This is a genomic window from Pseudoscardovia suis, assembly GCF_002797875.1.
In the GTDB taxonomy this organism is placed as follows: domain Bacteria; phylum Actinomycetota; class Actinomycetes; order Actinomycetales; family Bifidobacteriaceae; genus Pseudoscardovia; species Pseudoscardovia suis.
On the sequence record NZ_PGFC01000002.1, the window covers coordinates 130,394 to 151,344 of the forward strand.

General features: G+C 59.7%; 16 protein-coding genes. 7 read left to right on the forward strand and 9 right to left on the reverse strand.

Annotated features, from left to right (window positions below):
* Window positions 1-172 precede the first annotated feature (172 nt).
* Both CLV65_RS03215 and trmD read left to right on the forward strand, forming a co-directional pair.
* Window positions 173-2,671: an ATP-dependent DNA helicase RecG gene (locus tag CLV65_RS03215; RefSeq protein ID WP_211278416.1), complete on the forward strand. Its 2,499-nt coding sequence runs from the start codon at window positions 173-175 to the stop codon at window positions 2,669-2,671.
* 161 nt (window positions 2,672-2,832) lie between these two features.
* On the forward strand, window positions 2,833-3,756 hold the full coding sequence (gene trmD, locus CLV65_RS03220) for a tRNA (guanosine(37)-N1)-methyltransferase TrmD (protein WP_094691339.1): 924 nt from the start codon (window positions 2,833-2,835) through the stop codon (window positions 3,754-3,756).
* 93 nt (window positions 3,757-3,849) lie between these two features.
* Here trmD and rsmD read toward each other — a convergent pair whose 3' ends face one another.
* Entirely contained in the window at window positions 3,850-4,524 is a 675-nt protein-coding gene (gene rsmD / locus CLV65_RS03225; RefSeq protein ID WP_275542119.1) for a 16S rRNA (guanine(966)-N(2))-methyltransferase RsmD, read from the reverse strand.
* A 234-nt stretch (window positions 4,525-4,758) separates the two neighbouring features.
* On the opposite strand from rsmD, the gene CLV65_RS03230 reads away from it, so the two are divergent.
* The 3 genes from CLV65_RS03230 to CLV65_RS03240 all read left to right on the forward strand — a co-directional run bounded on the left by CLV65_RS03230 (window position 4,759) and on the right by CLV65_RS03240 (window position 7,694).
* Complete coding sequence (locus tag CLV65_RS03230) at window positions 4,759-5,877, forward strand: LacI family DNA-binding transcriptional regulator (RefSeq protein ID WP_158216100.1); 1,119 nt, start codon at window positions 4,759-4,761, stop codon at window positions 5,875-5,877.
* Between the two features lie 192 nt (window positions 5,878-6,069).
* A complete protein-coding gene (locus CLV65_RS03235; protein ID WP_157847206.1) occupies window positions 6,070-6,732 on the forward strand; it encodes a VanZ family protein in 663 nt (220 codons plus the stop codon).
* A gap of 125 nt (window positions 6,733-6,857) precedes the next feature.
* Window positions 6,858-7,694 carry a nitroreductase family protein gene (locus CLV65_RS03240; protein WP_094691335.1) on the forward strand — a complete coding sequence of 279 codons (837 nt, stop codon included), beginning with the start codon at window positions 6,858-6,860 and terminating at the stop codon, window positions 7,692-7,694.
* A 232-nt stretch (window positions 7,695-7,926) separates the two neighbouring features.
* On the opposite strand, the gene rimM is transcribed toward CLV65_RS03240, so the two are convergent.
* The 6 genes from rimM to cysS form a co-directional block, all read right to left on the reverse strand.
* Entirely contained in the window at window positions 7,927-8,490 is a 564-nt protein-coding gene (rimM, locus tag CLV65_RS03245; RefSeq protein ID WP_094691334.1) for a ribosome maturation factor RimM, read from the reverse strand.
* Window positions 8,491-8,617: 127 nt separating this feature from the next.
* Window positions 8,618-8,851 (reverse strand): RNA-binding protein, encoded by a 234-nt coding sequence (locus CLV65_RS03250; RefSeq protein WP_094691333.1) that lies wholly within the window; start codon window positions 8,849-8,851, stop codon window positions 8,618-8,620.
* A gap of 2 nt (window positions 8,852-8,853) precedes the next feature.
* Window positions 8,854-9,324, reverse strand: coding sequence for a 30S ribosomal protein S16 (rpsP, locus tag CLV65_RS03255; protein WP_094691332.1), 471 nt, complete (start codon window positions 9,322-9,324; stop codon window positions 8,854-8,856).
* Window positions 9,325-9,610: 286 nt separating this feature from the next.
* Window positions 9,611-11,215 (reverse strand): endonuclease/exonuclease/phosphatase family protein, encoded by a 1,605-nt coding sequence (locus CLV65_RS03260; RefSeq protein ID WP_094691331.1) that lies wholly within the window; start codon window positions 11,213-11,215, stop codon window positions 9,611-9,613.
* Between the two features lie 342 nt (window positions 11,216-11,557).
* Window positions 11,558-13,168: a signal recognition particle protein gene (ffh, locus tag CLV65_RS03265; protein WP_094691330.1), complete on the reverse strand. Its 1,611-nt coding sequence runs from the start codon at window positions 13,166-13,168 to the stop codon at window positions 11,558-11,560.
* A gap of 138 nt (window positions 13,169-13,306) precedes the next feature.
* Window positions 13,307-14,950 carry a cysteine--tRNA ligase gene (cysS, locus tag CLV65_RS03270; RefSeq protein ID WP_094691329.1) on the reverse strand — a complete coding sequence of 548 codons (1,644 nt, stop codon included), beginning with the start codon at window positions 14,948-14,950 and terminating at the stop codon, window positions 13,307-13,309.
* 125 nt (window positions 14,951-15,075) lie between these two features.
* On the opposite strand from cysS, the gene CLV65_RS03275 reads away from it, so the two are divergent.
* Together CLV65_RS03275 and CLV65_RS03280 are read left to right on the forward strand one after the other, a co-directional pair.
* Complete coding sequence (locus tag CLV65_RS03275) at window positions 15,076-15,834, forward strand: type 1 glutamine amidotransferase (protein ID WP_094691328.1); 759 nt, start codon at window positions 15,076-15,078, stop codon at window positions 15,832-15,834.
* A 213-nt stretch (window positions 15,835-16,047) separates the two neighbouring features.
* Entirely contained in the window at window positions 16,048-18,069 is a 2,022-nt protein-coding gene (locus CLV65_RS03280; protein WP_094691327.1) for an ABC-F family ATP-binding cassette domain-containing protein, read from the forward strand.
* Window positions 18,070-18,121: 52 nt separating this feature from the next.
* On the opposite strand, the gene CLV65_RS03285 is transcribed toward CLV65_RS03280, so the two are convergent.
* Together CLV65_RS03285 and CLV65_RS03290 are read right to left on the reverse strand one after the other, a co-directional pair.
* Window positions 18,122-19,003, reverse strand: a complete 882-nt coding sequence (locus CLV65_RS03285; protein WP_094691326.1) for a GntR family transcriptional regulator — start codon at window positions 19,001-19,003, stop codon at window positions 18,122-18,124.
* Window positions 19,004-19,123: 120 nt separating this feature from the next.
* The gene (locus CLV65_RS03290) at window positions 19,124-20,488 is read right to left on the reverse strand and encodes an aspartate aminotransferase family protein (protein ID WP_094691325.1); all 1,365 of its coding nucleotides are present in this window, start codon (window positions 20,486-20,488) and stop codon (window positions 19,124-19,126) included.
* Window positions 20,489-20,951: the final 463 nt, after the last annotated feature.

Consider the following 20,951-nt stretch of genomic DNA (forward strand, 5'->3'; position numbering starts at 1 on the left):
TTTTGTTGAGATGGGGTGGGCGTAAACAGTGCAGTCTGGTATCCCGACACGCCCACGGTCACAGCGCCTGCGGGGATTAGAAGCGATTACCTTGGTTCTTATATGCTGATGGCGCGCGCACGGGCGTGTATACAAGTAGGTATGCATGCAGGTATGCGCGGAAGGAGAAGCCGTGAAGGTGACTTTGCAGACGGCGATGTCGTCGATCATGACGAACAAGCGTCGCGCCGGGGCGTTGAAATCGCTGGGCGTGGAGACACTGGAGGACGCGCTGCTGTATTTCCCGTTCCGCGTGACGCCCGCCGTGGAGGTCAAGCCGATCAGCGAAATCCATGCAGGGCAGAAAGCGGCGTTCCCCGCATTCATTGAGCGTGTGGCGGTATTCCCAATGTCGCGAGGCGGTTCGCGCGTTGTGGTGAGCGTCGTCGATGATGCCCAGACATGGGAGCGAGGCGCGGTGGCTGCATCGAATCCCGCGCTGCCGCTCGAAGGTTTCGCTGGCATGGCGATTCGCCCAGCCCATGCGTCACTCGTGTTTTTCTCATACAAGAAGCATTATGTGGACTGGTTGTGCAGCAGGCTGCGGGAGGGGCGGCAAATCGTCGTATGCGGTGATGCGAGCGAATACAACGACCGCTTGCAATTCACCCATCCTGCCGTGATGACCATAGCGTCTTCTGACGCTGACTCTGACGTTGACGCCGTTACGAATGCCCATGTCCACGCCGACGCCGCAAATGTCGGCGAGGCATTGCAGCGCGTATGCCGTCCCCAGCCGGTGTATCACGCTAATTCGCGAATCTCATCCGAGCACATCCATGATGCAATACTGGGTGCACTGCGCATATTGGAATTGCAAGGCATGCAGCCTAACGAATCCGAGGAATCCGCCCACGTTTCATCGCAAAATCAGCAAGATCAACCTGTACCACAGATTGCATCCGCAGCCGCTGGACCGACGCTCGCACCGCCTGAACCTGCCGTAATCAATCCTGCTCGGCTAGCCGGCGCCATTCCCGACATCATCAGCGACAGCCTGCGCGCCGACCACGGCTTGCTGCACCGCGCCGAAGCATTTTGCGCCGTGCACAATCCCTCCACCACGGACGAATTTCAGCGCGGCATTGACACACTGCGATATGAAGAGGCCCTCGTATCGCAGGTCTCGCTGCTGCGCGAACGCGCCGACGCGCGCAAAAGCCAGGCATTCGTGTGCGATCCGCCCGACGATGCCGATGTGGAGCAGCGGTTCATAGACTCCCTGCCGTTCGGCCTCACGCAAGGGCAGAAGCAGGTAATCGCCGACATCGACGCCGATATGATGCGCACATGGCCGATGCAGCGCCTGCTCCAAGGCGAGGTGGGGTCTGGCAAAACCGTGGTGGCGCTCGCTGCGATGCTGCGCGCCGTTGGGGCTGGCAAACAAGCGGTGCTGGTGGCGCCCACGCAGGTGCTCGCCGAGCAGCATTTCGAAGGATTACAGCGCATGGTGTCAACAGTGCCGGGCTGCGAAGACGTGCCCGTGGTGCTGCTCACCGGCGGCATGAAGCTCTCCCATCGGCGCAAGGCGCTCGCCATCACGGCCAGCGGCGCTCCGTGCTTGGTCGTGGCGACCCATGCCGCCTTCTCCAAGTCATTCCAAGCGCCGAACCTTGCGCTTGTGGTCATTGACGAACAGCATCGTTTCGGAGTGGAGCAACGCCAGACGCTTTTTGAAGGTGACGGTCCCACACCGCACATGCTGGTGATGACCGCGACTCCGATTCCGCGCACCGCGGCGATGACGTGGTTCGGCAATCTCGATATCTCATGGCTCACTGAACTCCCCGGCGGCCGCAAGCCCATCACCTCCGTGGTGATCAACGAGGCGGACAATGCCACGATGGGACAGATGTTCGTGCACATACGCAGGCGCATAGATGCGGGCGAACGGGCATACATCGTGTGCGCGCGCATCGACGAAGGGGATGCGCAATCCTTCGACGAAGGCTACGATGCGGCCCCGGTGGCGCCGGAAGCCGACCTAGATGGCGATGGCGTGCCCGATGACGCACAGCCGGCCGTGCCTTTGCACTCCGTTGAACAGATGAGCCAACGCTTGGAAGCGCTGCCGCAGTTCCGGGGCGTCACCTTCGCCACTCTCACCGGGCGGGATGGCGACGAGACGAAGCACAGCGTGATGGAACGCTTCTCGTCAGGCGAGGTGCAGGTCCTGGTCGCCACCACGGTGATTGAAGTGGGCGTGGATGTGCCGCAGGCGAGCAACATTGTGATCTTCGACGCCGAGCATTACGGCCTGAGCCAGTTGCATCAGCTGCGCGGTCGCGTGGGGCGCGGCGGCACGAAGAGCTGGGCGTTCTTCATCACGCGCGCCGAACCCGGGTCGCTGGGCGCACAGCGGCTGGATGTGATTCGCACATCCACGGATGGTGCGCACATCGCCCAGGCGGACCTTGAACTGCGCGGCGTTGGCGATGTGCTGGGTGACGTGCAATCCGGCAACCACAGTTCCCTGCGGCTGCTGCGTGTGGTGGCGGACGCCGACGTGATCGAACAGGCGCGCGCGGATGCCGAGAAGCTGCTGGAGTCTGACCCTCAGCTTACGGGCAATGTGGAGCTTGCCGGTGCGGTGGTGGACTTCATGCGCAGCACGCAGGCTGATGCGGCATAGTTCGTAATAGTTCGCAGCGGTGCCTCTTTCGCGGGCGTATTGCCTCGGGCGTGTCTTGGAGCGTGGTTTTCGTGTGCGTTTCTCCTTGCGGCTCCGACCTGGGCGTTATAGGCGCTATGGGCGGTGCGGCGCAATTCGAGGGCAATCCGTACAGTTGAAGCGTGCTTATCGATATCGTCTCCGTGTTCCCCGAGTATTTCTCCGTGCTTGACTTGAGCCTGTTGGGCAAGGCGCAGAGCAAGGGGCTTGTGGAAGTTCGCGCCCATAATCTGCGTGATTGGACCCACGATGTGCATCATTCGGTGGATGATACCCCGGTGGGTGGCGGTGCCGGCATGGTGATGAAGCCCGCGGTATGGGCGGAATGCTTGGACGAGCTGCTGGGATTGGAACCGCAGGATATGCCGCAGGTCGATCCGACGGCGGAATTATGGGACGAGCCTGTGCAGGACTCCGCTGCCGAGAACCTTGATGACGCTGCGAATCCTGACGATACTGTTGATTCCGCCAGCACTGCTGGAATTACTGACGTCGCCGACACCGTGCTCATTTTCCCCAATCCGTCCGCGCCGCTGTTCACCCAGCGTGATGCAACGCAGCTGAGCCATGCCCGTCATTTGGTGTTCGGTTGCGGGCGTTATGAGGGCTACGATGCCCGTGTGCCACGGTATTACAAGGCGCGTGGCGTGGATGTGCGTGAGTATTCAATCGGTGATTATGTGCTCAATGGCGGGGAAGTGGCGGTATCCGTCATGCTTGAGGCAATCACGCGTCTGCTGCCTGGATTCATGGGCAATCCTGAATCGATTGTCGAAGAATCCTATACGGGCAGCAACGCGCTGCTCGAGCACCTGCAATACACCCGTCCCACCACATGGCGCGGCATCACCGTGCCGGCCGTGCTCACCAGCGGTGACCACGGCAAAGTCGACCGATATCGCCGTGACCAAGCGCTCGCCCGCACGGCGGACATTCGCCCCGACCTCATCGAAAAGCTTGATTGCGCGGCCTTGAGCAAAGCGGACCGCAAGACGCTCATCGCATTGGGGTGGGAGGTCAGTGGTCGCAATCCTCGCAAGCTGTAGCACTGGGTCGTCGCACTATTCGAGTAAGTCGATTGATGGCGGACGGTAAACACCGATGATGGGAATGTGGCAGCAGATTCCGCCTGGGAGCCGTCAGTCGGTGTTGGTGGTGTCGGTGTTGTCCGCGTCACCGGTGTTGTCGGTGCTGTCCGTGTTGTCCGCGTCATCGGTGTCGTCGCGATCGATGTAATACACCGTTGTCTCACCGTACTTCTTGCTGTTCGACACTCTCCATCCGGCAGGGGCGGCGGCTGGTTGCGAACGACCGGAACGTTCGAGCACAATCTCGCCATCCGGCGCCACCATGCCATGCTCCACAAGGCCTGCGAGCAATGCTTCGCAGTTGTTGGTTTCATAGGCATACGGCGGATCGATGAACACCACATCGAACGCCTCGCCGCCGGCAGGGAACATGGTGACGAACTTCTCCGCTTTGCTCCGCACGATGCGGGCGGTGCATGAACCATCCCATGCCTTGGAACGCTTCAGTGCCTGCAATGTCTTGCCGATGGATGCTGCAGCTGGTCCGGCGGACTCCACACTCACCAGAGAATCCGCCCCGCGGCTCAACGCCTCTAGTCCCAAAGCGCCGGTGCCTGCAAACAAATCGAGCACACGGGTTCCGTCCAGCAGCCCCCATGATTCCAGATGCGAGAAGATGGCTTCTTTCGTGCGGTCCGTGGTGGGGCGCGTGCCCGTGTGCGGAGCTGCGATTTCGAGCCCTTTGAATCGACCTGAGATGATGCGCATGGCTCCATTATGCCGCACGGGGTGCAGACCAAAGCGCCCTGGCGGGGTTGGATGCAATCGCTTCAGTGAAACTGGCGGAAATGCAGCGATCCCCGGAATGGACAGCGGTTTGCGCGGAATGCGACGCAACAGGTAAGGTTCGTGATATAACGTTACATAATCGCAATGGCAACCATTTAGCATACATTGCGCCACTGCGGGAACTTTGTGGAATGCAACGTAGGACGTGTTGATGCGGCAGGAGGTATGCGCATGGCCAAGAGAGTGACGATCCGTGATGTCGCTCGTGCCGCAGGTGTGTCGGTCTCCGCTGTGTCGCAGGTGCTCAATGGCAAGGGGCGGCTCTCATCCGACACGCATCGCAAGGTTGAGGATGCCGTCGCGCGGCTTGGATACATCCCCGATTCCCGCGCCCGTTCCATGCGATCATCGCATTCGCGCACCATCGGCTTAGTTGTGCCGCAGATTCGCAATGATTTCTTCGCGTCGCTTGTTTCAGCGGTGCAAGATACGCTGTGGCGCCACGGATACGCCACGCTCATCGGTTCATCTTTCGATGACGATGAACGTCAGGATGCCTTTTTGCACACCCTGCTGACGCAGCGCATCGACGGGATTATCTGTGTGCCCACAGCACATGGAACGCCCGGGTTGGAGGCGGTGCTCGCCAACGACGTGCCGCTCCTGTTTGCGGACCGCACGATTGACGGGTTCGAAACGATCCCTCGCGTGCTTGCTGATCCTGAACCTGGTCTTAGCGAGGCGTTGCGCGACATTCATAAGCATGGGCACGCCAAAGTGGCGTTTCTTGCCGGGCCGGCAACAGTCCTGCCTACATTGGCGCATCGGTGTGACGTGTTCCGTGCAGTGGCGACGCCGCTTTTCGGCGAAGACAACATCCTCGTTCGCACCGCGTCAAGCCCCGCGGAACTGCCCGGGCTTGCGGTGCAGGATGCTGTGGAGTTCGGCGCCACGGCTTTGATCTTCGGCCATTCGCCCACCACGCTGCGCACCCTGCCATACTTGGTGAGCACCGGGCTGGAACCGGGGCGTGACATGTCGATCGTCTCATTCGATGAAGTGCAGACCTTTTCTGTGTACCGTCCCCGCATCAGTGTGATTTCCCAGCAGGTCGCCGTCATGGGGGAGAGCGCGGCGCTTGAGATGCTGGCGCTTGTGGAACATGCTGATACCGCAGACTCCAGTGTCGCTTCCGCAGCCGACTCTCATGGTTTCGCTGATGCCTCTGACGCCGATACCGCAGACTCCATATTGACGTCCGCAGAACCTCCCGTACCTGCAACAAAGCTCATCTCCACCCACTACATTGCCCGCGACTCCGTATGTCCCGTTCCCACTCATGCCGCGTGAGTTCCTCGAGGCATGCTTTGCGGAGAATCGTGCTACTGCTGCATTTGTCCCCGGTTTTGAAACTGTTCAGCACTTTTCATGTTTGGGGAACGTCCAACAAATAGAATATGGCACATATGCTGCATTGACTCTTTGTGGTTTACCTGGTGTCTTCTCGCCTGGACTCTGAGTTCTATTTTCAAGGAGAAAATCGTGTCGAATTCTCATAACAGCGGCTCTGCTTCCGGATGGAAGCCATGGGCGGCTGGCGTTGTGGCATTCGTGGCCGCCTGGTGGTTTTTCTGGTTCCTGCTGGTTCCTGTCGGCGACCGCTATCTTCCTTTGATGCTGGGATACCGGCTTACCATGATTGTGAGTAATCCCTTTGTGATGCTTGCCATCATCAGCGTCTGTGCGTTGACGTGTGCACTCGTGGTATTCCAATGCACAAACCGGCGTGTGAATGTCGCCTTCATCACGGCGTTGAGCTGGCTCTATGTGATTGCCGCCGTTGCCGCAATCATGCTCAAGAGCCGAGGAGTGCAGGGAGTCAACTTCAACCCAGGTAATATCGTCGCTCAGTTGCAGGTTTCGCCTGCCGTTGTGCTCTTCAACATCCTGGTGTTCGTTCCCGTGGGGATCATGGCACACTCCCTTCATCACGCCGGCATTGCATATGCAACGGCGGCAGCGGCAATCGTTACGATGGAAGCCGGCCAGTATGCGTTCCATCTGGGTGTGTGCGATATCGATGACATGATAGCGAACGCCATAGGATTCACGATGGGCTATCTCGCCATGTCGCTCTGGCGCCGCGCACACCGCGTGATGCGCGAAGGCGCGTGGTATGTGATTGGCGGAACTTCCGCCGATTGACACGAGCGGGCTTGAGCCGTGGAATCTGCCCGTTTTGCTTTTGTGAGGATTTTGGCAGATCCGTGGAATCAGCCCTGTGCGAAATGTAGTGGTGGAAGTGCAAATTCATTTGATACGAATGACTCATGAACACTGTGAATAACACCGCGGCCAATGAAGCCGCTTCCGATTCTGCACACCACACGCATGATGAGATTGTATCCCGCAACAGCACATTGGATGTGCTGCTTAACCGCCGCAGCATCCGCGCTTACACCGATGAACCGGTGAGCGAACAGGATATCGACGCCATCGAGGCAGCAGCGCAACGCGCCGCCACCTCCCAGTTCTACAACGCATGGTCTGTCATCCGCATCACTGATACGGATCTCAAGAAGAAACTCGCCGAAGTGGCACGCCAGCCATATGTCGCCACGGCGCCATTGCTGTATGTCTTCATCGCCGACCAACATCGCAACTACCGCATCGCCGAGGCCAAGGGCGTGGCGGAAAACGACATCACCTACGGCACGAGCTTCATGCTCGGCCAGGCGCAGAATGACGCCGTGCTCGCACTCCACGCCATGGAGACCGCCGCGGAATCCCTAGGACTTGGCGGCGTGATCCTCGGCTCGCTGCTTAACAACATCGATGAGCTCATTGACCTGCTGCACCTGCCCGAGCACACCTTCCCCGTGCTGGGCCTTGCTCTTGGCCATCCCGCACAGCAGCCGCAGCTCAAGCCGCGCATGCCGCGCAACCTGCAGTTCTTCGACAACGCCTATCCGGCGGATAGCGAGAATCCTGACATTCTGGCGCATTTCACGGATTTCGATGCGACCGTGCACCAGTACTACGATCTGGGCGATAGCTCCAAGCCGGTCGCTGGTTTCACGGACCAGATTGCGCAGGGCGCCACAAGCGATGCGCCAATCAAGAAGGATTTGCATGGCCACGAGGTGAAGCAGGGATTCACTGACTGAATGTGGCTGAATCGGGCTAAAGCTGACTGAATCAGCGCAATCCTCAACAGCGCAATCCTGATAATTCCTCGAGAATGATGCAGGAGCACTAACGCCAATAATGCAGGCCAACCGGAATGAACGCGGTTGGCCTGCATTATTTGAGATTTTTGGGTGGTGTCCCTCTGGGGTGCTTTCGGCTAGTGCAATGGAGGCAGAATTTACAGTTACAGCAGAGATACCAGAGGGGCGATCACAGCAGACCATCGGGCGGCGTGAGCCGCACAAAGCCTGCCTCTAGATCCACTTCGGGCACAATCTGCTCGACGAATGGCACAAGGGCAGTGGAGCCATCCGAATCCTTGCGAACCTCCAACAGGAACTGCGCGGGGGAGTCAAGCACATCGCTCACCGTGCCGATCTTCTCAGCCGTCGCAGCATCGTCGCCCACCAGCACGTCAAGATCAATAAGGTCTTCGGGGTAGAAAGCGTCCTCATCCTCCATCTCTTCAGCAGAATCCGCCTCACAGAAGAGCTCGGTGCCGTTGAGCGCCTCCGATGCATTGCGGTCAGTGACGCCTTCGAACAGCACGATCCAGCGTTCGCGGAACTTGCGGGAGCGTTCCACGCGGAACTCACGCCCGTCCTTGCTTACCAGCACGCTTCCCGGGGCGAAACGCCGATCAGGGTCGTCGGTGAACACCGTCACGTTGACTTCGCCTTTGAGCCCTTGGGCGCGGCCGATGCGGCATACGCGCAGCATGTCAGGCTGCTCAGCGGGTGTGGTGTGCTTGATGGGGGAATCCGAATCCGTCATAACCGCCAGTCTACCGAAACCCCCACCTTGGCGTTCTTTCGCTTGCCCTTGTTTGGTGGACTGGGATAAGAAAAGGACCCCGGCGAACCGGAGTCCTCAAAAATTAAGAAAGAAGCGAGTCTGCGCTTTAGCGGCGGACATCCATAATGTCAACACGCACCCGGTGATCAGACAGCGCTTGGGCGACGGTGCGAATGGAATTCGCGGTGCGGCCGCCACGGCCGATCACGCGACCGATGTCTTCAGGATTCACACGCACGCGAAGCAGTTCCCCGCGATTGTTTTCGTAGGACTTGACCGACACATCGTCGGGAAAATCCACGATATTGCGAATCAGATGTTCCACAGCCTCAGCAAGCATGGTTACTCAGCCTTCTCTTCAGCTTCCTCGGCGGGAGCTTCCTCAGCCTTGTCAGCTTCGGCGGCTTCGGCAGCGGCAGCAGCCTCTGCATCAGCCTTGGCCTTGGCTTCAGCCTTGGCGGCCTTGAGCTTCTGAGCCTTGTTCTCTTCCGCCTGGACGCGAGCAGCGGCATCCGGGCCTTCCTCCACGGTCTTCAGCGTGCCTTCAGCACCAGGCAGGCCCTTGTACTTCTGCCAGTCACCGGTGATGTTGAGCAGCTTGAAGACGGCTTCGGTCGGCTGTGCGCCGACGCCAAGCCAGTACTGCGCGCGCTCGGAATTGATCTTGATCGTGGAAGGCTGCGTGTTCGGGTCGTACGTACCGATGGTCTCGATTGCACGGCCGTCGCGCTGCTTGCGGGAATCAATCACCACAACGCGGTAGAACGCGTAGAACTTCTTGCCGAAACGCTGCAGACGAATCTTGGTTGCCAAAATGGCTCTCCTTATGAATTGGTTTGCTAGCAGACATCGCTGTGTGGGGCACGGAGACGCCTGTTCGCGTTGCTCCCGTACGCACGGTATAGAGGGCCCCGGGCGCACAGATAACAGAGGGAATTATATGCGATGGCATGGATTTGCGCCACCGAATGTCGCATGGCCCGGAATGCGGTGGCGCCTGTGGTTACAGAGCTGGCATGATGACTCTTCGGCTGTATTGCGTCTGCCGCGTTCCGCGTTTCGGATGCCACATTGTTCGTTGTTCCCTGAGTGGACGTATCTATGCGGCGCCATCGATGCGGAGCGTGACGATCTGCGCTTTGTGGTCCGTGCGCGGCACCGTGAGCGTGTGTTGGTTCAATGTCGTGATGCCTTCGGTATGGAACACATGGTCAAGTTCAAGCATGGCAGGCACGACTCCCCACGACGCCGGCCACGATACATGCGCGCCGCTGTGCAGCTCATAGGAGGAATCCACGAAGCCGCCGTCCTTGAGCGCGGCACGGAACGAAGGCAGTGCCGAGTTGCTGTTGAAATCGCCCATGGCAATGACCGGCGCGTTCGCTCCTGCTCCGGACGGCGCGCCTAGGCGGGCGATGCCGGCCAGTCCCGCCGCCCAGCGTTGGGCACCGCGATGGGGGGATGCCGTGTGCACGTTTGCGAAGGTGACATTGACCCCTCCGACCTGAAGCGTTTGCGCGGGAATCGTGGCGGCATCGATATCGGTGGCATCGCTCACTTGCGCGATGGGTGTGACGCGGCTGTAGAGGATGTTGAACCCGCCGTTGTCTTCGTCCGTGGGGTTGCCTGCGGTCATGTGTGGTAGCTCGTCGGCGATTCCCTCTGCTTGCAAGCGTTGCTGCAAGTCAGCGCTTGCCTCTTGCACGGCGAGCACATCCACGCTGTATTGCTTGACCGCGTGCACGATGGCGCTGGCGTCTGCATTGCCATACCGCGTGTTGATCGTCATCACAGTGACGCATGATGCCGCGGTGCCGGCCTGCTGTGTGGTGTCTGTGGCAGTGGTGGAGTTAGCGGTATCGGGTGCGGCGTTGGTGGATGCCTTGGTGATTGATGTGCAGGAATCCAACGCCGTTTGCCGTTCGGTGACGCTGAGCGTTTGGGATTGTTCCGGCATACCAAGAATGTGGTTCACGGTATCGGGGAGTGCGATGAAGTATCCAGCGGAGAACAACACGTCGATTGCCAATGCCACGAATGAGCAGATGGCCTGGGCGGGGTAGTGTTTTGCCACCGAGACCACGAGCAACACCGCAAGCGGGATCCATAGCAGGGGCACCAGTGCAATGACATTGATGAATGTGGCGTGAAGATGGTCGACGCTTGCCGGGAGGAATCGTGTTGCCATCCACAGCACGAGGATGGCGAGCGCAATCCACAAAATGATTCCGAATGCCGACATATGGCCTCCTGCTTGGCGGGGTTTGGATGAAAGGGTGGAAGACGAACGGGCGCTGGATGTGCGAGTGTCGGATGCGAGGGTAGTGCGGGTAGTGCGATTAGCGCGGCCAGTGCTGTTGGTGCGGCGACGGGTGGGGTGTTGAGTGCGCGATTCCGTGCTTCGCGAATTTGCATCGCTGCGTGCTGTTTTCTGACGGTATGTGCGTTTGCTGGTGGTGCGCTGAGTGCCTCGGGATGGCGAGTTTTTCGCTAAGCCCACAGATGATGAGGTTGCAGATGATGAGCTTCGCGATGATGTGCCACGCGACGACGTGCTCTTCGAGCGAGCCCGATGGATGGCGTTGTTCGTTGCGGTCTGGTAGGAGGTGGCTTCGTCGTCGCTGCTTGCGGCGGTGCGCTTGAGCAGCACGTCGCGCGCTTCGGCGGTAGCACGATTGCGCGCGTTGGATTTCCTCTCGCTCATGCGGTCTCCTCCATCTTCGTTTCAGTGCCGGTTTCGTTTCAGTGCTGGCGCTTGGCGCTTAATTTTTTGTATTCAGCGCACCACGCAGTTCAATACCCCAATGCACAATAACGGTCGATCAATTCCAGTAAATCGCCCTGATAATGAACTCACGCGAGCGACAAGCCAACCAGATACAACTCATTAAAAACGTGGCATTGCTGTGCTTGATGCCCCTACAGACCGCCATGATACGCCAATCGGGTGTGCAGTGAAAGAACCACCACACACCCGATTGATCGGATGGCTGGGATTTGCAGCCGCAATCATGGCAATCAGCTGCACAGTCTCAGCGGCACAACCTCAGTTGCCCATGAGACCGTTGAGCCCGCCCATCGCGCCAAGCTGGGACTGCAGGTCCTCCAGGCTGGGCATCTGCTGAGCGGCTGGCTTGGCGAACGCGCTGCCGCTGGAGTTGCCTTTGCCAGCGAGCTTGTTGCGCAGCGCTTTCTCCTCAGCTTCGCGCTTCATCGGATTGCCGGACTTGCTCTTACCCTTGCGGCCCTTCTTGGAGGACTTGTTGTTTTTCTTCGAGCTGCCGTAGCCGGGCACTCCGGGGATGCCACGCGCACCGCTGCTCATGCGCTTCATCATCTTTGCCGCTTGCTCGAAACGGTCGAGCAGGTTGTTGACATCGGTCACGGTGCGACCGCAGCCGTAGGCGATACGGGCGCGACGCGAGCCATTGATGATGGAGGGGTTGCGACGCTCTTCCGGGGTCATTGAGTAGATGATGGCTTCCGTGCGGTCGATTTCACGCTCATCCAAGGCGTCGATCTGCTGACGGTATTGTGCCATGCCAGGAATCATGCCCAGGAGTTTCTTCATGGAACCGAGCTTGCGCACCTGCTCAAGCTGCTCGATGAAGTCGTCAAGTCCGAATTCGCCTTCGGACATCTTCGTCATCGCCTCGCGGGCCTGCTTTTCGTCGAATTGACGTTGCGCCTGCTCGATGAGCGTGAGCACATCACCCATGTCGAGAATGCGGGAGGCCATGCGGTCGGGGTGGAACACCTCGAAATCCTTCAGACCTTCGCCAGTGGAGGCAAACAGGATGGGCTTGCCGGTCACGCTCGCCACGGACAGCGCGGCACCGCCACGGGTGTCGCCATCAAGCTTGGAGAGCACCACGCCGGTGAAGTCAACGCCTTCGTCGAACGCCTTTGCGGTGTTGACTGCATCCTGGCCGATCATCGCATCGATGACGAACAGCACTTCATTGGGGTTCACGGCGTCGCGGATATCGCGCGCCTGCTTCATGAGCTCCTCATCCACGCCCAGACGGCCTGCGGTATCGATGATCACCACGTCATACAGCTTGCGCTTGGCGTATTCGATGGACTCGCGAGCGACCTTCACCGGGTCACCGGTTGCCTGACCGGGGGAGACGACGTCGGAGCTCGCCGTCTGCACGCCCGGTTCAGGAGCGAACACCGGTACATCGGCGCGTTCACCCACGACCTGCAGCTGCGTCACAGCGTTAGGGCGCTGCAAATCGCAAGCTACCAGCAGAGGCGTGTGACCTGAATCCTTGAGCCAGTAACCGAGCTTGCCTGCGAGCGTCGTCTTACCAGCGCCCTGAAGGCCGGCAAGCATGATGACCGTAGGTGGGTTCTTCGCGAAATTCAGCGGACGGTCGACGCCGGCGCCCAAGATGTTCGTCAATTCTTCATTGACGATCTTGACGACTTGCTGGGCTGGATTCAGCGCTTCGGAAACCTCAGCTCCCAACGCGCGTTCGCGCACGCGGGCGGTGAAAGAGCGGACCACGTCGAGCGAGACATCGGCGTCCAGCAAAGCGCGGCGGATTTCGCGAATCGTGCCATCAATGTCCGATTCGGTGAGCTTGCCCTTGGAGCGCAGGTTCTTGAAGGCTCCGGTCAAGCGGTCGGTGAGTGAACTAAAAGCTGCCATAGCTCTCTAGTCTATTGCAAGGCGTGGAATCGGAAGGTGCGCAATAGACAGCGCCGTCGCACTATGGCAGATAGCCTTCGATCCTGTGCCCCATCGTGGCGGGGCACAGGACCGAAATGGAATCAGCCTGGAGTGGAATCAGCCCAGCTTCCACGTCGAGGGTGCGGCGGGCTTGTCTTCGATAGAGATGCCAGCTGCCTGCAAGGCGTCGCGAATGGCGTCCGCTGTGGCGAAATCCTTGGCTTTGCGCGCCTGGGCGCGTGCCTGGAGCTGCGTGTTGACCAAGGCGTCCAAAGCGGCGTGCTCGGCGTCTGCGTTCCCGTTGACCGATGCTCCGCCTTCCGTGGCGTCGCCTGCCCACGGTTGTGCCAGGGGGTCCAGGCCAAACACATCAAGCATGGCGCGCACTTGCAGCAGCGCGTCCTCCACGCCAGTGCGTGCAGACTCGTCGCCGGATTCCACTTGCGAAAGCAGCGTGTTGCCGTTGCGGATCGTGCTGAACACCACGCCCAGTGCGGTGGGGACTGTGATGTCGTTGTTCATCGCGGCCACGAAATCAGCGGGCATCTGGTCGGCGTTCAGTGCGGCAATCGCCTCAGCGGTGGGTTGCGCGCCCACGGCATCGCCGGCGCGTTGCACGAAATTCACAATGCGATCATGCGCTGCCTCGGCCTCGGTGAGCGACTGCTCGCTCCATTCCAACATCGAACGATAATGCGCGGAAGCGAGGGCATAACGCACCACCCAGGCGCTGTGATTTGCCATGACGGCTTGGATGGAAAGGCCGGTGCCCAGCGATTTGCTCATCTTCTCGCCCTTGGCGGTCACCCATGCCAAATGCATCCAACGGTGGGCGAATCCCCAGCCGGCGGCGCGGGATTGCGCCATCTCGTTCTCGTGATGAGGGAAACGCAGGTCAAGGCCGCCGCCATGGATATCGAATTCGTCGCCCAGATAGCGGTGCGACATCGTGGAGCATTCCAGATGCCAGCCCGGACGTCCGTCACCGAACGGCGCATGCCAGCGGGCGTCCAGTGGATCGGATGCCTTGGGTGCCTTCCATAGCGCGAAATCGCGGGGATCATGCTTGTCGGGGGAGGCGTCCGCATCGTTCACGGGATTGTATTTGTCGGGGCCGGTGGCGTCCACGGAGGGTCCCATGCGATCGGCCACCTCGGCGTCCTCGTCGGCGGCCTTGGTGCCCTGCTCCTGGTGCGTGAGCTCGCCGTAGGCCGGCCAGCTGGGAACGTCGAAATACACATTGCCACTGGGGGTGCCGTCTGCGTTGGGCACCACATAGGCGTGGCCGCGGTCGATGAGGCGCTGCACGAGGTCGATCATGTCGTTCATGTGGCCGGTGGCGCGCGGTTCGTATGTGGGCGGAATGACGCCGAGTGTGTCGTAGGCGTGGCTGAATTCGCGTTCGTAATGGTAAGCGCGCGCCCACCAGCGCTGGCCGGCGGCGGCTGCCTTGTCAAGGATTTTGTCGTCGATGTCGGTCACGTTGCGGATGAGCGTGACGTTGTAGCCGAGCTTTGTGAACCAACGGCGAATCACATCGAAAGCGACGGCTGCACGCAGATGGCCGACATGGGGTGAGCTGTCCACCGTGGCGCCACACACATACATGCTCACTTCGCCGGGCTTGATGGGCTCAAACGGCGTGATGGAATGCGTTGCGGTGTCATAAAGCTTCAGACCGGCGGCAGCTGCCGAGACGGCCTGAGGCGTGGTGTTTTCGGTGTTGCTCATAGTGCCGAGATTACTTACGTTGTGTGACATAGAAAACGTTGTTTCCATAACTTTTTCTGATGAATCGTGCAAATGGACGAGTCGAATCGCATGAGCCGTCTGCCTGCGACACCACATTTTGCACGAGGTTACGTCTCCGTGCCACAATGGGGGCTATGTCTCAGTCTCAGGTGCTTATCTTGACGCATGCCCCTTGGGAACGCCCCGGTCGCATTCTCGACTCACTTGATACATGCGGTGTTCCTTATACGACGCTTTCAATACTCAAGGATTCCAAGCCGGATTTGCCGGATTTTGACTCACTAGCGGGCCTTGTGCTCATGGGCGGCCCGATGGGTGCGCAGGATTTCGACCAATACCCTGGTCTCAAGGCCGAAGCCAAGCTTGCGAAGGCCGCGATCGTGGCCGGCAAACCGACGCTGGGCGTGTGCCTGGGGCACCAGATCATGGCGACGGCCTTGGGTGGCAAGCTCAAGCCCGGCAAGGCTCCGGAGATTGGTTTCGGCACCATTACGCGCCTTGAAAACAGCCACGAGTTCCTGCCCATGTGGGGCAAGAAGGCGACGGTGCTGCACTGGCACAATGACTGCGTGACGCTTCCCGCTGGTGCCACGCCGCTCGCCAAGTCCGATCTGACGAAGGTGCAGGCGTTCCGTTTCGGTTCCGGTCTGGGTATGCAGTTCCATCTCGAGGTCAATCCGACGCTGTTCGATGAATGGATGAGCGAGAAGGAGATGACGAAGGACCTCAAGAAATCCGATGTGGCGCGCCTGCGCGAGGAATATCCGCAGAAGGACGCCCTCATCAAGCCTTTCGCCGAAGCCGTGTTCACGGGATTCGCCGCGCGGTGCCGCAGTCAGATCCAGACGATGGAAGCGGACGAGCCGACGGAAGAGAAAATCGTCATCAGCTGACAGCGCCTGCAGACTGTGTGGCACACTATGGTGCCCCATGAGGCGCATCGGTGAGATTGCGCTAGATTGCGCTAAATTGTGCCGGATTATGTCCCCCTGTGCCATGCGCGCATATGCGGCATGTACGGGGCGATGCATACGGCATGCCTCGGTTGCGCCGTAAGCGTGCGGAGGGGCTTACCGTCACGCCGCTCACGTATCCTATGAATCACTATGCCAAGCACTCCAACATTTGATCTCGGTCTCGAGCACGTTTCCCTGTCATTCGCAACAAAAAACATCTTCACTGACGTCACGCAGGGCGTCAACGAGGGCGATCGCATCGGCATTGTGGGTCGCAACGGCGATGGAAAATCCACACTGCTTAAGCTTTTCAGCGGCGAACAGACGCCGGATGACGGGCGCGTGACGCGTCGCAATGGTCTTACTTTCGGCATTCTCGAGCAGCGCGACCACCTCGACGACAATGCGACGGTGCGCACCGCGGCATTGGAGGACCGCGCCGATTACGAATGGGCGGCGGATGCGAAATCCCGAGAGGTCGTGGAGACGCTGCTTGCTGGCATTCCGCTCGATGCAAAGATCGGACAGCTTTCCGGCGGTCAGCGTCGTCGCGCCGACCTGGCGCGGCTGCTGCTGCGTGACTGGGATATCCTTGCGCTCGATGAGCCGACCAACCATCTTGACATGCTCACAATCCATTGGCTTGCTGAGCATCTGAAGAACCGCTGGCCCGCAGGTCAGGGCGCTCTGCTCATCGTCACACACGACCGTTGGTTCCTTGACGAGGTGTGCGAGAGCATGTGGGAAGTGCATGACGGCATGATCGATCCGTTCGAAGGTGGATACAGCGCCTACATCCTGCAACGTGTGGAACGCGACCGTCAGGCGGATGTGATGGAGACAAAGCGGCGCAATCTCGCTCGCAAAGAGCTCGCATGGCTCACGCGCGGCGCCAGGGCACGCGCCACCAAGCAGAAGTTTCACGTGAAACAGGCGCGTGAGCTCATCGCGGATGTGCCGCCGGTGCGTAACACGCTTGAACTGAAGCAAATGGCGACATCGCGTTTGGGCAAAGACGTGGTGGACCTCGTTGACGTTACGAAAATCTGGCCAGCCGCCGACCCGGCCAATCCTGGTCCTGATGCTGTGAGCGTGCAGGTGGCGGTCGATCCCGCCGCTCGTCCGCTCGACGCAGACGGCAACCCGATGGGGCCGGACACCGCTGCTGCGCAAACCCGCACGATTACTGGCAAACGTGTGCTCGATGATGTGACATGGCTGATCGGGCCGGGCGACCGCTTCGGCATCGTGGGGGCAAACGGCGCGGGCAAATCCACGCTGCTGGGCATCATTGACGGCACCATCGAACCGACGCTCGGGCATGTGAAAATCGGAAAAACGGTGAAGTTCGCTGTGCTCTCGCAGCAGCTTGACGAGTTGGAGAAGCTGGGCAAATACAAGATCAAGGAAGTGCTCAGCCGCTACAAGCCTTCATACATCGTGGATGGCAAGGAGACGACGCCGGCGCAGATGATGGAGCGTCTCGGTTTCACGTCGGCTCAGCTCATGACGCCCATCGCCGATCTTTCCGGCGGGCAGAAGCGCCGCATGCAATTCCTGCTCATTTTGCTCGATGAGCCCAATGTGCTCATCATGGATGAGCCGGGCAATGACTTGGACACCGATATGCTCGCTGTGATGGAGGATGTGCTTGATACGTGGTCGGGTACGCTCATTGTGGTCTCTCATGACCGGTATCTGCTTGAGCGCGTGACCGATCAGCAGTTCGCGCTCCTTGACGGCAAGGTGCAGCATCTGCCGGGCGGCGTGCAGGATTACATTGACGAGATGGAACGCCGTGGAGGTGCCGCAGCGCGCTTTGACAAGACGCAGTTCGACAAGCAGAGCGCATCGCAAGCTGGGGAGCAAGGTGGGCGGCAGGATGCCGCGGGCGTTGCGGATTCATCGGATGCCGCTGAGCCTTTGGATCCTGCGGAAGCCAAGGCACTGCGCCAAAAGAAATATGAGGCGGGCAAACGCATCAGCGCTATCGAACGCAAGCTCAAGAAGCTCGAGGCGCAGATCGCCGGCATCGATGAGCAGATGGCGGCGCATGACCCCAGCGATTACGAAGGTTTGAACGATCTCAATCAGCAGCGTCAGGCAGTGGAGACCGAGAAATCCGGGCTGGAAGACGAGTGGATGGAACTCAGCGAACTCGTGGAAAGCTAAGCGGGTCTGCAACAGCAGATGGCGTGCGGCAGACGGAACCGACGCCCTGGTGTCAGGCACTGGCTGAAAGACGCACGTAGCCAGTTGCTTTGAGCGTGAAACGGATGCGGGAGGCGACGAACAGGTCCACTGCATGTTCCACCGGAGTGCCATCCGATGTGTAGGCATCGCGGCGGATGCGCACGAGTGGCGAGCCGGTCGGCACATTGAGCAGCATTGCATGCTCCTCCGATGCTTCGAGGATGTCGAGGTTCTCTTCGGCGTCGCTTACCTCCACGCTGAATTGGTTGCGCAGCGTTCCGTAGAGCGACTTGCCGAAATTGGGGATTGTGAGCATGTTGGGGAAGAGGCGTGCCGGCAGGGCGCTTTGTTCCAAGGAAAGTGGCGTGCCGCTGAGCTTGCGCAGCCGGCTCAGCGCATATACCGGTGTGCCTTCCACAAGCCCTAGGTGGCGGGCCGTGACCGGAGAGGCGACGGTAAGCGTGGCGTTGAGCACCGTGGTGTCAAGGGTGAAGCCCTGCCGTCTGGCGATGGCGGGCAGCGACTCGATGGTGTCGATGTTGCGAATGAGCTTGCCATCCGAGACAATGATTCCGCCTTTGCGCCCGATGAGGCGCACGATTTCATGGTTGCGCTCCATCGTATCGAGCGCAGAACGCAATGCCGCCCGCGTGACGCCCAGCCGTTCGGCGAGCGCTCGCTCAGTGCCGATGCGCTCGCCGCTGATGAGCTGGTCGGTGCGGATGATGGTGCGGATCCGTCGGATGATTTCTGTGCGTTCTTGCGCGGGCGTTGCCGTTGGCGTTTTAGGCGGCGCCTTGCTTGGCGTAATGGCCGTCAGCGTGGTGGCTGGTGCGGTGGCCATCAGCGTGGTTGTCGCCATCGCCGTGTTCTTTGGGGTTTTCTTCGTGGTGTTCAGGTGAATGTCTCCCATGATGCCGCTCCTTGTTCTCTACCTATTCCGCATGCTATGGGTCGAATGTGTTGTGGGAATTTCCAGTACATTCCCACAACACATGCAGGCGCGTGGGCGGCATGGAACGAGTCCTAGGCGCTACAACCCCAGCGTCGTGAGTGTCTTGGTGAACGCGTCCATGAACCAGTCCACGTCGTCTTCGCTGAACACCAGCGGTGGGCGCAGCTTAAGGATGTTGCCGAATCGTCCACACACAGAGGTCAGTACATGGTTGTCGCGCAGCGTCTCGAGTATGTCGAGTGCCGCCTTCTGGTCGGGGTCGGTGGTGCCGGGGCGCACGATTTCACAACCGATGTAAAGACCGGCCCCACGAACATCGCCGATGCATGGGTGTGCGTTTTGCAGGCTCTGCACGGCGGTCTTGAACACGGCGCCGACTTTCTTTGCATTGCTCATTGTGTCTTCGTCGCGCATCACGTCGAGCGTCGCTTGCGCCGCTGCCATGCACACCGGATTGCCGCCGAAGGTGTTGAAATACGGTATGGAGCCTGCGAAGGGTTCGAGCACTTCGTGTCGCGCCGCCATGAGCGAGGTGGGAAGGCCATTTGCCATCGGTTTGCCGGACGTCACCAGGTCCGGTACGATGCCTTGGCGTTCGAAGCCCCAGAAGGCGTCGCCGGTGCGGGTGAAACCGGGCTGCACTTCATCGGCAATCCACACGCCGCCCAGTTCATGGACGGTGTCGATGACCGGCTTCAAGTATCCCACGGGGTCAGGGTACACGCCGTCGGATGAGAAGATTGAATCGGCAAGCAATGCGGCGAACTTGATGCCATGCCGGTTCATGTCGGCGACGGCTTTGCGCACTTCGTTCGCCACCCAGGTGCCGAATTCCTCGGCGGTGCATTGCGAAGCGGGTTTTCCGTTGATGACGAGGCGATAAGTGTCGGGCGTGGGGATCATGCGCATCGTGAGTCCTAGTGTTTGTGCGGTTCCCAAGGCAGGGGAGAGCTTGGATGTGAGCGCAGAGTTGCCGTGGTATGCCTCATGCGTCACAATGACGCCCTCACCTCCCGTGTATGCTTGCGCCACCCGTACCGCGAGATCGTTTGCCTCCGATCCAGTGCACTGAAACATGACGCGGTCGAGGGGAGCAGGCATCGTCGAGAGGATGTCTGTTGCGTAATTGAGGATGTTCTCGTGCAGGTAGCGCGTGTGCGTGTTGAGCAACGAGGCTTGGCGCGCTATGGCTTCCACGACGCGCGGATGGCAGTGCCCCACGGATGCGACGTTGTTGTATACGTCGAGGTATTCAACACCATCTGCGTCCCACAGATGGCTGCCCTTGCCCTTCAACAGATGAACGGGGTGCCTATAGAACAAGCGATATGCCGGTCCCAGGACCTCGCGTTCCTCGGTGAGTTTGCGGGTCTGGGGGTCGAGTGCATCCGCCATCTCGGGGCGGAAGCTGTTGGTATCCATGATTGTGGAACGTGTTGCCATGACGTGCTTCTTTCCTGTGTGTTGTGTCCTATCTCAACGGTTATGCCCGGTTTCATGGGGCCTGGGACTAGGCGTGTGCTTCATAAGCGATGGAGCCATGCAGACCGGGCGGTTCCGCCAACAGTTGCACTCTAAGAACGTGCGGCGGGAGGGCGTGCGGCGGTGCATTACCGCGATGTAACGGTATGAGGTTCTTGCGTAAATGGTCGTCGCTTCTGCACGTGTGACATCGATGGGGAAGTGTGGCGGCGCAAGGGTTTCATGCGGTGCTGAAATGTGCCCTTAACCGTGCATGCGCCTGAATTTACTGCGGTGTAACGCTGCGCCGTGATGTCGAACATTCATCAAACTCACAATGGCATCGAAAGCTTTGAAACCTACCGGCACCAAGTTCGGCGGTTCATTCATCCTCCACATTCCCATACAGCGGACCAATACAGCGGCAGAAACGGAAGGAGACAGT